Source organism: Kovacikia sp. CALU 1929 (genome assembly GCF_056784235.1).
Window position 1 is genome coordinate 23883 of record NZ_JBXBCF010000070.1, and the last position, 14129, is coordinate 38011.

Annotated in this window: 11 protein-coding genes; 6 read left to right on the top strand and 5 right to left on the bottom strand. The window is 49.8% G+C overall.

Annotation, left to right across the window (positions count from 1 at the left end; genetic code table 11):
* Nucleotides 1–10 precede the first annotated feature (10 nt).
* The gene (locus AC1S52_RS16085; protein WP_482030044.1) at nt 11–2641 is read right to left on the bottom strand and encodes a CHAT domain-containing protein; all 2631 of its coding nucleotides are present in this window, start codon (nt 2639–2641) and stop codon (nt 11–13) included.
* A 180-nt stretch (nt 2642–2821) separates the two neighbouring features.
* The gene (locus tag AC1S52_RS16090) at nt 2822–3406 is read right to left on the bottom strand and encodes a L,D-transpeptidase (protein ID WP_482030045.1); all 585 of its coding nucleotides are present in this window, start codon (nt 3404–3406) and stop codon (nt 2822–2824) included.
* A gap of 420 nt (nt 3407–3826) precedes the next feature.
* On the opposite strand from AC1S52_RS16090, the gene purB reads away from it, so the two are divergent.
* Nucleotides 3827–5122, top strand: coding sequence for an adenylosuccinate lyase (gene purB, locus AC1S52_RS16095; protein WP_482030046.1), 1296 nt, complete (start codon nt 3827–3829; stop codon nt 5120–5122).
* Nucleotides 5123–5192: 70 nt separating this feature from the next.
* On the opposite strand, the gene AC1S52_RS16100 is transcribed toward purB, so the two are convergent.
* Both AC1S52_RS16100 and AC1S52_RS16105 read right to left on the bottom strand, forming a co-directional pair.
* On the bottom strand, nt 5193–5957 hold the full coding sequence (locus tag AC1S52_RS16100) for a hypothetical protein (protein ID WP_482030047.1): 765 nt from the start codon (nt 5955–5957) through the stop codon (nt 5193–5195).
* A gap of 173 nt (nt 5958–6130) precedes the next feature.
* Nucleotides 6131–7030, bottom strand: a complete 900-nt coding sequence (locus AC1S52_RS16105) for a calcium-binding protein (RefSeq protein ID WP_482030048.1) — start codon at nt 7028–7030, stop codon at nt 6131–6133.
* A 117-nt stretch (nt 7031–7147) separates the two neighbouring features.
* Between AC1S52_RS16105 and AC1S52_RS16110 the strand changes: the two genes are divergently transcribed.
* The 5 genes from AC1S52_RS16110 (at nt 7148) to AC1S52_RS16130 (ending at nt 13642) form a co-directional block, all read left to right on the top strand.
* A complete protein-coding gene (locus AC1S52_RS16110; RefSeq protein WP_482030049.1) occupies nt 7148–7312 on the top strand; it encodes a hypothetical protein in 165 nt (54 codons plus the stop codon).
* Between the two features lie 664 nt (nt 7313–7976).
* Nucleotides 7977–8732, top strand: a complete 756-nt coding sequence (locus AC1S52_RS16115) for a peptidylprolyl isomerase (protein WP_482030050.1) — start codon at nt 7977–7979, stop codon at nt 8730–8732.
* An 86-nt stretch (nt 8733–8818) separates the two neighbouring features.
* Nucleotides 8819–11851, top strand: a complete 3033-nt coding sequence (locus AC1S52_RS16120) for a peptidase domain-containing ABC transporter (RefSeq protein WP_482030051.1) — start codon at nt 8819–8821, stop codon at nt 11849–11851.
* A gap of 125 nt (nt 11852–11976) precedes the next feature.
* A complete protein-coding gene (locus tag AC1S52_RS16125; RefSeq protein ID WP_482030052.1) occupies nt 11977–13452 on the top strand; it encodes an HlyD family type I secretion periplasmic adaptor subunit in 1476 nt (491 codons plus the stop codon).
* Between the two features lie 31 nt (nt 13453–13483).
* Nucleotides 13484–13642, top strand: a complete 159-nt coding sequence (locus tag AC1S52_RS16130; RefSeq protein WP_482030053.1) for a hypothetical protein — start codon at nt 13484–13486, stop codon at nt 13640–13642.
* Between the two features lie 124 nt (nt 13643–13766).
* Here the strand turns inward: AC1S52_RS16130 and AC1S52_RS16135 are convergent, their stop codons facing one another.
* The gene (locus AC1S52_RS16135) at nt 13767–13934 is read right to left on the bottom strand and encodes a hypothetical protein (protein WP_482030054.1); all 168 of its coding nucleotides are present in this window, start codon (nt 13932–13934) and stop codon (nt 13767–13769) included.
* Nucleotides 13935–14129 lie beyond the last annotated feature (195 nt).

Below are 14129 nucleotides of genomic sequence, written 5' to 3' on the forward strand. Positions count from 1 at the left end.
GAACCTCCAGTTATAACCAGTTACCAAGCAGAACAAACGGTGCCCAATAGTAGGGATGGCGGCGAAATAGGGGATCGTCCAGGATGGCGCGTTGTGCCCGTTGCAGGGCGACCGCCTTCGTTACCTGGCGGGTTGCCAGTTCCCGGTAGAAGCGCTGCATCAGTAGAGACGTGGCATTGTCATTCACCTTCCACAGGCTGGCAATGGTGCTTCTGGCTCCCGATTTGAGGGCAATTCCGGCTAAACCGAGGGGGGCACGATCGTCCCCACTGGCGGTTTCGCAGGCACTCAGCACCAGCAGTTCAATCGGGGTAGTGCGGGTATCGCTGTTGGCACCCAGGGCGATCGCCAGTTCGTCAATCGTGATCACCCCATCGGAAGCCAGCAGAAAAGTCTGTTCCCGGTTCGAGCTAAACTGCCCGTGGGTTGCCAGGTGAACGATGGGTACCTGGGAGTTTTGCAACAATTCATGGAAGCGATTACGGGTAAATTGCTGGTTCAGTTGAACTGTGGAGGGGCGAATTTCCTGTTGCAAGTCTTGCAGTTCCGGTTCGACGAATTCTAGCTCTGAGAAGGTTTGGGAGCGACCACCGGGAAGGGCGATCGTGCGGGATTCCGTCAGCCCAAAGGCAACACTGGAAAGGGCTTTTGCCTGGAGGGGTTGGGGACTGGTGAGCCGCAGACCGGGCGTAGTGGCAAGGCTGTACCGTTCAATTAAAAACTGCTCTCCATCCGACAGTGCTGCCATGGGAATGTTGCGAAATGCCCCATCCAGCACAAAGACCAGGGTTTCGATCTGTTGCTGTTGCAACTCCGTTTGAATCGGTTTAATCAACCAGTTATAGAGCGTTTCTGCAGGCGGTTGAAATTCTAGACTGATGCGGTTCCGCAAACCTTCCTGGAGGTCTCTGACCGTTGCTTCAACGGTTTCCTGGTTGATGGGCTGGTTATAGAGCCTGGGTTCCTGTCCGGCTTCGCTAACGATAATGGCGATCCGATGCGGCAGAATGATGGGATAGACTACGGCGGTTTTCTGAGGCACCGGAATCCTGTCAATCTCAACCTGGGATTGGAGGCAGGCAGCCCGGAGATAGTTGTTAATTTCCTCCAGTTGAAGGGACTCGATCACTTCACGGGTGCGTCGGAGGATAGCGCTGTTTGCCTGGGAGCCATCTTCCGGTAGCAACAGATTGACCAATTGACGGTGGACGGGTTCCAGTGCTTCCTGATCGACCAACAGCGTTTCTGAATTCACCCCAAGTAAGTCGCTGCGAAGGGCACGGAGGACATTCACTGCCTGGGTGTAGGAGGCGATCGCCCCCGGTCGATTGTCCTGCTGTTCCTGGAGTCGCCCCAGTTGTACAGACCAGCGATAGACCTGTTCAGTGGCGCTGGTTGATTTGGCGATCAACACTGCCTGCTCGGTGGTAGTTTGGGCAAGGGCAATTTGCTGGTTCTGCTCTTGTGCCCGTCCCAGGTTGCCAAGGGCACTGGCAATCAAGCGGGGATCATTCAGCCCTCTTGCCTGCTCCACGGTGGCGGTCAGGAGGAAGAGGATTTCATTGCTGCCAATCGTTTCTGTGGCTGGGGTTTTCTGTAATCGCAGCAGGCTGTTAGCAAAGTTCAGTCGGGCTTCAATCCCAGGACGATCGGCAGGCAGAGTGAAAATTTCTGCCTGGAGTGCCTTTGCCAGTTGAATGGCTGCGGCTGGGCGATCGCTATCTACCAGCAGTGCCAGTCGGTTCAGTTGTGCCCGTAGCCTGTTGACGGAGGATACATCGCTCACCTGTTCGTAAAGGGAAAGGGCAGTGGCGGTGTCCTGCTCCATCTGTTCCCTCTGCCAGCTCTTAAGGCTACCAGCACGACCCATTTCCCGGACTCTGGCAGAGAGCAAATTTGCCAGGGTCAGTTGGCTGGCGGCGGTTTCCTGGGCATTGTTCAATCGTTGGGCAACGACCAGACTTGATTCAGTTAATTGTTGAGCTGTGGTTAGGTTACCGACAACGGCGATCGCCTCCCCCAGGCTCCGCAGTCCCCAGGCTTTGATGGTGGAATCTGGCTGTTTTTGCAGGCGATCCTGTAAGGGCAGCAGAACATCCTGGTAGGCACGGGCATAAAGGCCCGCTGCCTGGAGTGCCTGTGCCTGCCTCAACTGGCTCTGAATTTCGCCATTGGAATTGCCAACCTGCCGGTAAAGGGTGGCTGACTGTTGCCAGGTTTGTAAAGCCGCCTGAGCATTTCCCTGAGCCAGTTGTAAACGTCCCTGCACATTCAACACCTGCACCAGGACGGTAGTTTTTGGAGAAGAATTTGCCGCAGCCCGGAGGGTTTGCAGACTATCGGCGATCGCCTGATTGGCTGCCGTCCAATTGCCTTGCTGGCTTTCAACCAATGCCAGATTGCTGAGGGCGATCGCTCCCGTTAAGGGATCGCCCTTGGACTGGGATTGCTGCCGCACCTGTTGCAGGAGCGTTCTGGCTTGATTCAGTTGACCCGCTTCGTAATGTTGTCTACTTTGCCGCAGGAGCGCCTCAGTCGGTTCACTTGCCTGACTGACACTGAAAAAAGCACTGAAAAAAAGGCTCAGGGCGATCGTGAGCAGCCAGGTCAGGAACCATACCAATCTACGCTGAGGCAGCATTAAACCCTCGTTCGATCAAAAGACGTGGCACGCTACCTTAATGTCTACTGAGCCGGGGATAGGGAACAGTAGACTATAGTTAGTGCTTTAGCCAGACTTTCATCTTTACCGACTGAAAATAGGGCTTTAAACACACTTATTTACGTGAAGATACGGTGAAGCCCCGGTTGTGATCTCCCGTTAACGCATAACTTTTACAGGCGTTCCCAGACTAACCTGGGCAAACAGATCCTTTAAATCACGTTGACGCATGTGAATGCATCCGTGGGAAGCTGCTCGACCAATGGTTCCAGGGTCTAGGGTACCGTGAAACCCAATCCAGTTTTTACCCGCCTTCCAGAACCCAATCCAATAACCCCTCAAGGGATTTCTGGGATCTTTGGATGAAATTTTTTCGTTACTGAAGGGGCTAATCCAGGCAGGGTTGCGTTTTTTCTGCACAACTTGAAAACTGCCAGGCGGAGTTTCCCACCCTGGTTTGCCAATTCCCACCGGGTAGCGCTTGAGGGGAGTGTTACCCCGGTAGAGAATTGCCTGACGACGGCTCAGAAGAATCTCTACACGAACCGGTTTGGTCGCGGCTGTGTAGGCAATGGTGGGAATCATCGGATGAATAGTTGCCGTAATCGGTTGAGGGGCTTCCCTGGCTGGTTGAGCCGTCAGAAAAATGGGAGCTGCCAGCAGTAGGGCACCCAGGCTGACTAGTCCTGTGGTGCCTGCCGTTTGTTTCAGCCAATGGGCGATCGCCCCAGGTTGGATGTTCATTTGGATTCATCATGGTCAAACTCCCACCAGTCTTCCCGCTCAGGTCAAAAGGTAACAACCATGCCCATGAAACTTAATATCTACCTTGAGATAGAGGTAGGATGCTAACTAGTATGCAGTTGCGTGAGTTTGGCAACCATTTTGGGGGTGAGGAGTGAGGGGTGAGGGGCGAGGGGTGAGGGGGGTTTGAAAAGTGTCCGGCGGTTAAAACCGCGACTACACAAACAAAGTCCGCCTGCACGGACTTAGGCAAATAGGGATTTCCATAATCTGCGGAGGCAGGTTTTATCCGTATAGCCCCGTCTAACCCTGTGGGAACGCTTCGCGAATAGTCGCCAAGGCGACTTTATCGGGCATGGGCAACAAATTCACCAGAACGCAGTTGTACAATAGGACGGTTGTGTTCTGGGCGACGATCTCTTGATTGAGCGTTATACTCTGCCCGAAATGGGCGAAATTTGGACTGAGGCGTATAAGCTAAGGACCTGGTTAGAAGTTGAGATCGCGGTTTGCGAGGCTCAAGCAGAACTGGGTTACATTCCAGCGGCAGCGGTCGAAGAAATTAAAGCAAAGGCACGGTTTGACCCCCAGCGGGTGCTGGAGATTGAGAAGGAAGTCAAGCATGATGTGATTGCCTTTCTGACGAATGTGAATGAATACGTGGGGGAAGCCGGACGCTACATTCACCTGGGTATGACCAGTTCGGATATGCTGGATACGGCTTTGGCGCTGCAACTGGTCGCCAGTCTGGATGTAATTGCGACGCAGCTTGAGGCGCTGGTTCAGGCAATTCGCTATCAGGCGCAACAGCATCGGAATACGGTCATGGTTGGTCGTTCCCACGGAATTCATGCAGAGCCAATTACGTTTGGGTTTAAGCTGGCTGGCTGGCTGGCTGAGGTCTTGAGGCATCGCGATCGCCTCTGCTTCCAGAAACAGGCGATCGCCGTCGGTAAAATCTCCGGTGCTGTGGGCACCTATGCCAATATTGACCCGAAAATTGAGGCACTCACCTGTCAAAACTTGGGACTGACCCCTGATCCAGCTTCAACGCAGGTGGTTTCCCGCGATCGCCATGCGGATTTTCTCAATGCCCTTGCTCTCCTCACAGCGTCGATCGAACGCTTTGCCGTTGAGATCCGTAACCTCCAGCGCACAGACGTTCTAGAAGTAGAAGAATATTTTTCTAAGGGGCAGAAAGGATCGTCTGCCATGCCCCACAAACGCAACCCAATTCGGTCTGAACGGTTAACCGGGATGGCACGATTGGTGCGGGGCTATGCCGTAGCAGGGCTGGAAAACGTTGCCCTCTGGCATGAGCGAGATATTTCCCACAGTTCCGTTGAACGAGTAGCGTTTCCGGATGCCTGCATCCTGACTCACTTCATGCTGGTCGAAATCACAGAATTGGTGAAGAATCTGCTGGTCTATCCCGAAAACATGAGCCGCAATCTAAATGTCTATGGTGGTGTGGTCTTCAGCCAGCGGGTGCTGCTTGCCCTGGTAGATAAGGGATTGAGCCGGGAAGAAGCGTATGCGATCGTGCAGTCCAATGCTCACGCTGCCTGGAATAAACCGGATGGCAATTTCCGCCAGCGACTTAGCCAGGATGCTCGTGTCACAGAAAAACTTTCCACTGAAGATCTAGACGACTGTTTTGACCCCCAACACCATTTGAAGAATCTGGATCAGGTTTATCAACGATTGGGGATTTGAAAGTAAGATCCTCGACTTCCGCCCAGACCTCCGATATCTCGAAGATTTCGGAGGTCAAGATTTTGGAGGTCTAAAACTTGTTATCAACGGGGAGCTGGACGGTAGGCAGGTCTGCCGTGGCAATTTGAAGTAGGGTTTGGTCAGGTTCATAGAGGTTGGTGATTGCCTGCTGTAGCAACGCTTGAACGGGAAGGCTGTGATACATAGGTGAGCCTTCCAGGGATCGGATGGTATCAATCACCTTCTGCCAGTCTCCCGCTTTTTTAGCCGCGATCGCCCGCTCCAGCACCATTGCTTGCTGTTTCCAGCGTTGCTTCAGTTCAGTCACGCGATCGCCTAACTGGCTGGTTGCTGGAATGTGACTCAGGGTTGAAATAGCGGCTTTCATTTGTGCCTGTTGCCACTGATTACTTGCCTGTCGCATCAGTTCCCGCGACCAGTCCTCCTGTAGTTGTTGGGCTGTTTCGTAGTGACGGCTGTTTTTAGGAATGCCTGCAATGGTGGAAATTGCCTCAGCAAAGTGATCACGGCTTGCCGATGCCTGCGCCTGATTGAGTAATTCATCGTACATAGCTTCCATTTTGCGGGGAAGCTGATTGGTTTTGCGATCGCCCCATTGCAGATCAAATAACGGTTCAGGGGGATTAAGGGTGGGTGCGATCGCTGTTTGTTTAAGGCAATGTTTCTCTGACTCACTCACCTGATTGGGAGGCACTGTTTTGGCAGACCGCTCTGCACAGTCATCGGTCAATTCTGGAGCTGGTGATTGTACCCAACCAGATACCAGCAGCGCAGAGCAAACAACCGTTCCACCTTTTAATACCTGCCGATTCATAATCAGGATAATTCCACAATAGACAGTAGTTGAGAGAGGGGAAAGTTGAGAGTTGAGAGTTGTTGGTTGTTAGATTGATCTGCTTAATCACTAAAAACTAACAACCAACAACTGGTTACTTAACACCTAACATCTAACACCTGATCCTTTCCCAATAACCGATGACTAAATAACTAGATCAAAGCAAAATCATTGCCAGAAAAAGCGGGTAAGCTTGCCAGCCCAGCCTCACCTCGCTGATTATCTAGATTGGCGAGTACGCTGATGTCACCGCCATTGGCGAGATCGTTAGAGTAAACCAGACGATTGATGCCCAGAGTTGAGTTGAAATAAACAAAAACGCCTGCACCGGAGGTGATGTTGTCGTTATTGGCGATCGCACGGGCGGCGGCTCCGGCAGCGGGGAATGGGTCAAGCAGGGCGATCGCGTTACCATCAGCGGCAATTTGGGAAGAGACCCCTTGCTGAAATACCAGGCTTTCAAGCCCCAAATCTAATCGGTCAAAGGCGAACTGATCTTCGCCAATGGTATAGTCTGCAATGATATCCGGTTGGTTCAACACATTGATACCAGTTTGCCCAGCCAGGGCAGGAACTCCATTGGCAAACATATTGCCTTCGTAGATGAATTGATCACGCCCTGCCCCACCAAACACGAAATCAACCCCATCTCCACCAATCAGTTGATCATCGCCAAGGCCACCGTCTAGCAAATCATTTCCTGTTCCTCCAGCCAGAAAATCGTTTCCGGACCCACCAAAGAGTTGGTCATTTCCGGCGTCACCAAAGAGGACATCATTCCCTCCATCGTCCTTTAGAACAGTGGAGTCAAAAGTCCCAAACAAAACATCATTACCATTACCGCCAAAGACTGCATCATCTCCTATACCGCCGACCAGAGTGTTATCCCCATCATCCCCAATTAACAGATCATTATTAGAAATAGTTGGTGCAGTGTTGCCAATTCTGCCAGTTCCTTTAGGTGCCCGACTGGTTGTTGCAGGTGCTACTTCAGGACTGTTCTGTAATAGATTCAGGATGGTTTCTAATCCTTTCTGGGCACTAATGCTCATGGTGATATCCTCGTGATTGGTGAACTGAATTGATCTGAATGAACTCAGCCGTTTAACGATCTGTCTCACACTGCGTCAGAATCCAGGTTCAGGAAGCCAAGAAAATCAGCTAGAATTTTGACTCCTGAACCGAATGGGTTTAATCGAATACTCGCCTTGAATGCCCGCAAATACGCCACAAACTTGAATTACAAATTTCTAGTCGATTTGTGGCTTATAGATTTGAAAATCGCTGGAATGAATGCGATCGCTAAATTCATTGGTAGTGCAGAAAAATCTTGAACGAGTTAGATAGCGGTATGTACCCGTAATGCTAGCCTACATCAAATCTAACTTTATACCAGAATAAAGAAATTAAAACATTTAGCCAACCTGAAAAGCTCAGATATTTCTAAAGCTTATCTTGCTTCTGCTATACAAGCATAGTCAAATTTGAAAATTAAACTCAGATTGAAGCAGGATCATTTTCTACAGGAGATTTCAAGCTTTACCAACTTGAATCGATCATCCTCAATTACATAGAATGGATGGGGCAAGCGTGTTATATTTTTTACCTGAAAGCCCAATTTCTAATAATTAGAACTGTTTCAAGACTGAGTTCTAATTAATTAACTTTCTGCAAGTTCCGGATTTTGGAGTGATTGTCTGAAAGGATAAAAAGTTTAGATCCCCAGCTTTTTTCTTTCTCCCTTATGGCTGACGCGATGGGCAACTTGTCCGCCAAGATTCCCAGTATGCCGTTGAGCTTAATCTAATTGACCAAACAATTCTCACAGAAAACGGGGATCTAGCAGGCACCATTCCTCTGTTCAGTAACGGCTTAACTAGAACGGTTTTAAAACTGGTTCCAGTTAAGTGAAAGCCCGAAGAATCATGCTATTCTTTCATTCAATAACTTTTCAACCCCAGAATCAGCAATTCCGATTGAGAGATCAGGAACACTGTCGTGAGAAATTGTTTAAAGATTGGTCACCGTCTGTTGAATAGTGATCAAATTATTTCTGCCTTAGTGCAGTACAAGCTTCTAGAGTCCCTGGTGGGACAACTATTACTGGATGAAGCGGTTAAAGAAGTTTCCTTAACGAAGCAGGAGATATTTCATATTCTGGCTGGAGTGAGAAATACCCCATTACCAGATGATTTTGAGGGCTTTGTTGCCCAGTGGTGTCAATACAAAGAAGTCACACCAGAGTATTTCAACTCAGTGATTTTGCGAGAGATGAGAGTGCAAAAATTTAAGCAACTTCAGTTTGCAAACCAGGTTGAGTCGGAGTTTCTGCGAATTAAATCTGACCTGGATCAGGTTGAATATTCACTGATTCAGTTGAATGATTTATCGTTAGCCCAGGAGCTATATTTTCAACTCCGAGATGATGGTGCAGACTTTACTCAACTGGCACAACAATATTCGCTGGGCAGTGAACGAGAAACGGGAGGACGAATGGGTCCTGTGCCTTTATCGACCCTGCCCGATGAATTAACGACATTATTTTGTAGTGAACAAGTCGGTGTCGTTTACGGTCCAGTGCCGATCGCAGACATCTTCTGGGTGGTGCGGTTGGATCGGTTCACAAGTACCCGGTTAAATGAAGTGACTCGTGCCAATCTAATTAATCGCATGTATCACCAGTGGCTTCAAGCCCAGGTCAGAAAAGTATTGAACACACCGGGGATGGTAGCGGTGCAACCTGAAAGGAGTTGAGAGTTGAAAGTTAAAAGTTGAGAGTTGAATTGAAAGTTTTGAGTTTTAAGTGAAAAGGTAAGAGTTGAGAGAAAGGATGCAAAACCATGACGCAATTTGATGCTCCTATGCATTCGTTTATCACTGACTTCTTTGTTACCTGGCCCTTTAATGCGTTGCCAGTTGATCTGCGGGAGCGAGTTGCATCTAAGTTGCGATTATGTTGTTTCCAACCGGGTGAGTTAATTTATCACCCCAGGGAACTACCTTCCGCAGTTCATTGTATTGTGCAAGAGCGCGTCCGAATTCTGGGTCCAACGTCGTTTCAAAGCCCAACGTTAGCGGTTGTTGGAAAGGGGGCTGTGGTGGGTTGGGATAGCTTAATTCGTCGAGTCACCACAGGCTCAGTCAGGGCATCCGTAGGTTCCCAGTCGGGAAATTGTGATGTTTTGACGCTAGCATTACCGGCGGATGAGTTTGAAGCGATCGCCCTGGAACACCTGATGCCTGTTCTGGCTGAACGGGTGGGTGTGCTGGAGGTGTTTGACGCACTTTTTCACTGCCTGTCGCATATGCCAGGTCGTCCACCAGATTTGAATTTGAAGGAGATTGTCCAATACATTGACCAGGAGCAATTGTCGGTTGTCAAACATTGGCATGGCACGGAATCTGATCCGCTAGAATTGTCGGCTGATTATGTTTGGTTGGTCAGCGGTGGTGAGTCTCTCAATCTACCGATAGGGATGTCAATCAAACATGTCGATCAGTTAGCCCAGTCCCGTCCTTCACGGTTTCCAATCCGCCTATTGGGAATTGACCGTTCCTGTATTGCATCGTCACTTTTGAGCCGCACCATTCCCCATCCTACCGACAATGCTGTCAGCCTCCTCGCCGATCTGGACTCCTTCAATCCGGCGGCTCCCACCACTTTCTTTGAGTCGCCAGAACCTGCCCCTGCCAGCCCCTCCTATCCTATCTGGTTGGCGCTTTCCCCTAACCCGACTGAAGATGTGGTGGCTTGTTTGGGCATGGTCTGCGATCTCTTGCAGGTGCCCTTCCGTCCCGATTCACTGCGGCGATCGCTGAAGCAACCTTCCGTCAAAACAATTGAACCATTTGATCTATACGTTCGCATTGCTCAGGCAATCGGTTTAAGTGCAATGGTAGTGCGTTACACACCCACCGCAGGCGGTATTAACCGACTGGCAACCCCAGCCTTGATCCAATGCGGCGACATTTTTACTGTGTTGCATGATGTGACTCCAACCAGGGTGGTGCTGGGTTCACCCCGTACCGGACTATTGCGCCTGGATACAACCGATCTGGCAGAGCGGTTGCAAAATGCCTCTGGTGAACCTGAAACGGCATCCTGTCAGGCGATCGTGCTGGAACGACTGCCAACGACTCCCAAAAAGCGGTTTGGTTTCCACTGGTTTCTGCCAATGGTGCTGAAACAGCGTGGCATTTTAGTCCAGGTATTACTCGCTTCAATGGTGATTCAGCTATTGGGACTGGCGAATCCCCTACTGGTTCAGCAAGTCATTGATAACGTCATCGTCAGTGCCAATGCCAGCGCTATGACTGTGTTTGGTGTCTTAATGATTTTGTTTGCCCTGCTGGAAGGCGCACTGACTATTTTACGAACCTATTTACTGATCAGCACCACCAACCGGATTGACCTGCACCTGGGCGTTGAAATCATCCGTCATTTACTCCATTTACCGCTGAACTTCTTTGAGAAACGTCCGGTGGGGGAACTCTCGTCGCGCCTGCTAGAACTGGAAAACATTCGGCAGTTCATGACGGATACAGCCATTACAACGGTGATGGATGTAGCATTTTCCCTATTTTATATCGGGGTGATGTTTCTTTATAGCGTTCGTTTAACCAGTTGTGTGCTGCTAACAATTCCGATTGTGATTGTTTCCATGTTGATTATGTCCAGCATCCAGCAAAAGCTGATTCGTGTCAAAGCCGAGCAGGGGGCAAAGGTACAGTCCTATCTGGTCGAAGTGCTGGGCGGCATTTCTTCCGTTAAATCCCAGCACATGGAATCTCTGGTGGAAGCGACCTGGCGCGATCGCTATGTGCAATACCTCACCAGCGGCTTCACTACCTCAACCGTCAATACCATCTTCTATTCCTACAGCCAATTTCTGAACACCATCAGCAGTTTATTAGTATTGTGGATCGGGGCAGAACTGGTGCTGCAAGGGGAGTTGACGCTGGGTGGACTGATAGCCTTTCGGATTCTAACAGGTTATGTCACAGGTCCCCTTTTGCGGCTGGCACGACTCTGGCAGCGGTTTCAGGAAACCTCTCTATCAATGGAATTGCTGGCAGATATTGCCGATTCGCCCGCCGAAGAAGAAATATCCAGTGAGAAAGTGAATCTGCAAATGCCTGCGATCGCGGGTCATGTGCAATATCACAGCATCAGCTTTGGCTTTAAACCGGGACAACTTCAGCTTACTAATGTGGATCTGGACATTGCCCCCGGTACGTTTGTTGGGATTGTCGGTCAGAGCGGTTCCGGCAAAAGTACGTTAATGAAGCTACTCCCCCGTCTCTATGTGCCACAGACAGGGAGCATCACCATTGATGGTTACGACATCAGCAAAGTGGATTTGAATTCCCTGCGATCGCAGGTTGGCATTGTATCCCAGGATGCGGTTCTGTTTCACGGAACCATCCGAGATAACATTGCCCTGTTTGAAAACCTGTCTGATGAAGAAATTATTACCGCTGCCCAGATTGCCGAGGCACACGATTTCATCATGCAACTGCCCGACGGCTACAACACCCAGGTCGGAGAGCGGGGCAGCAGCCTCTCCGGTGGACAACGCCAGCGAGTTGCGATCGCCCGTGTCGTGATTCGCAGTCCCCGTCTGCTGATTTTTGATGAAGCCACCAGCGCCCTCGACTATGAAACCGAACGAAAAGTCTGCACCAATTTGATGCAACGCTTCCACGATCGCACCTGCTTTTTCATCACCCATCGCCTCAACACCATCGCCCGCGCCGATTGGATTCTGTTTATGCAATCCGGCATCATCGTCGAACAGGGAACCCACCAGGATTTGATCGCACGCCGCCAACTTTACTACTGTCTGTACTCGCAGCAATCGAGAGAAGCATGAAGAGGAGTTGTTAGTTATTGGTCATTAGTCATTGGTCATTGGTCATTAGTGATTAATGATCCAAACTCTCAACTCTCAACTCTTAACTCTCAACTCTCACCCCTTACTCCTCACTAACAACTCCTATGAAACTCCATCAGACTCTACTATCACCCCTGAGAGCACTGCGATCGCGCTACCGCCGTATGTTAGAGCAGGTCGAAGCAGACCTGGATACAAAATCAATTGGTTTACCCTCAGCCGCTAACTGGACTAAGCATGTGACTCAGATAATTCTGATTGGCATCACTGTCGGAGTTGGCTGGTCAGTCCTGGCGCGGATTGATGTGGTGATCAATGCCAGTGGCAAGTTGGAACCCCTGTCCCAGTCTCAGGTGATTCAGTCCAGGGTGGGTGGCACAGTGACGGCAGTCCTGGTGCGGGAAGGGGAAGTGGTGGAACAGGGGCAGTTACTCATGCAACTGGACAAAACATCTCTTTATAACCAGTTGCAAGCCCTGCTGGCACAGCGAGAGCAGCTCGTGAATGAAACAGCCATGCTGCGGATGGCTCACCAGGGTAAATCCATGGCAGCTTTACGCCAACGCGAAACGAAGATTCCACCTGAACTGATGAATCGGGTTCAAACCCGGTTGCTGTTAGTGGCACAGATAACCGGAGATCCCAGCCATTTGTCACCAGAACAACGACAACGGTTTGAGCTATTTCAACGGCAACTGTGGGATCTGCGATCGCTGTCCCGCTTACAGGAAACCAACATCCAATCACAAATTGCCGAATCTGAGGCGCAACTTGCCCAGACCGGATTTCAACTGCAAACGGAGCAGGAACTTTTAGGACGGTTAACTCCTTTAGCCGAGCAGGGGGCCATTTCCCGTGTCAACTTACTTCAGCGACGGGTAAGCGTCAGTGAACTAGAAAAACAGATGATTCAGAACAGTCTGCAAAAGCGCCAGTTGCAGGTGAACCAGCTACAGACAAAGGTAGAAGAGGGAAAGCTGCTCAACGAAACCCAACAGGACTTGCAACGCCGATTAGCAGAACTGGACGCTGAATTTGATACCACTATCAAAGAGAATCAGCGACAACTGGTTCTGGTGGCATCCCAACTAAATCAGACCAAACTGGATTTAAAGAATCAAGACTTACAGGCACCTGTGGATGGAGTTGTGTTTAACCTCGGACCTAAACTGCCGGGTGTGGTCGCTCAGCCTGGGCAAACTCTACTGCAAGTGGTTCCAAACGAATCTCTGACGGCACGAGTTCAGGTTGCCAATGCCGATATTGCCAATATCCGAATTGGCATGCCGGTAGATGTCCGAATTGATGCTTACCCATTTACAGAATATGGTTCCATCAAAGGCATTGTTTCTAAAGTGGGTAGCGAGGCAGTTAAAGTAAGCGAAACAACCCCTGGGCCCACCGTTTTTCCAGTTGAAGTTCGCCTCGATCGCCAGTTTTTAGATCGTAAATCAGAACGATTTCCCATCACTCCCGGCATGAGTGTAGTCGCCATGATTAAAGTCCGACAGCGTGCCCCCATCAGCTATGTCACCGAAGAAATTACTAAAGCCTTTGATGGTGTCAAATCAGTCCGCTAATTTTCAGTTCACTAACCTGGAGGAAAAGAAAATGTCTCAGAAACTGCCCACAGTCTTCCTATTTATGGGTGGTGTAATTCTCACCATGATCATTTTTAGCTTATTAGTCAGCCCACCCACATCCACCAGATCATCCAGCCCATCTGAAAGCCCTTTGAATCCCTCGTCCCCAGACACCAGTAACTATTGAGCATTCATTTCTATTCCCTGCTCCCTACTTCGGTAGGTTCTCATGGGTTCGAAGACTTACAGCGATTTTCATTTGGTTAAGCCACACGATTCCCTACTCCCCGTCTTTGCTGTGGTCTACGCATCTAAAAACTGCTGTAAGTTTGTTGATACAGATCAATCAGCTTCAGCAGGCCATTCACATACTCTTTTGCAGGTTGCAGATTTCCAGATACACGAGCCAACAGATTACCCAGAGCAGACATTTTGTTACTCTGCACCAGTTGTAGTTGGGCTTGTTGGAGTTGTTGCAACGATTGAGCTAATGGTAGTGCTAAAAATATAAGGATAGAAAGGCAGATCTGGTAGTGTTATAGACGTGTGGGTCTCACAATGAGATAGTAGAATTTGCAAATGAGATCCTAGAGGCAGAAAAGATACCAGTAATGCTAGAACCTTTACACTGTCCGAGTTGTGATAGAACTCAGATCATCAAACATGGAAAAGCA

Excerpts from the sequence above, each read along its gene's own strand:
- AC1S52_RS16125 (WP_482030052.1), top strand. The coding sequence starts at position 11,977 with ATGAAACTCCATCAGACTCTACTATCACCCCTGAGAGCACTGCGATCG.
- AC1S52_RS16105 (WP_482030048.1), bottom strand. The coding sequence starts at position 7,030 with ATGAGCATTAGTGCCCAGAAAGGATTAGAAACCATCCTGAATCTATTA.
- AC1S52_RS16100 (WP_482030047.1), bottom strand. The coding sequence starts at position 5,957 with ATGAATCGGCAGGTATTAAAAGGTGGAACGGTTGTTTGCTCTGCGCTG.
- AC1S52_RS16130 (WP_482030053.1), top strand. The coding sequence starts at position 13,484 with ATGTCTCAGAAACTGCCCACAGTCTTCCTATTTATGGGTGGTGTAATT.
- AC1S52_RS16120 (WP_482030051.1), top strand. The coding sequence starts at position 8,819 with ATGACGCAATTTGATGCTCCTATGCATTCGTTTATCACTGACTTCTTT.
- AC1S52_RS16085 (WP_482030044.1), bottom strand. The coding sequence starts at position 2,641 with ATGCTGCCTCAGCGTAGATTGGTATGGTTCCTGACCTGGCTGCTCACG.
- AC1S52_RS16090 (WP_482030045.1), bottom strand. The coding sequence starts at position 3,406 with ATGAACATCCAACCTGGGGCGATCGCCCATTGGCTGAAACAAACGGCA.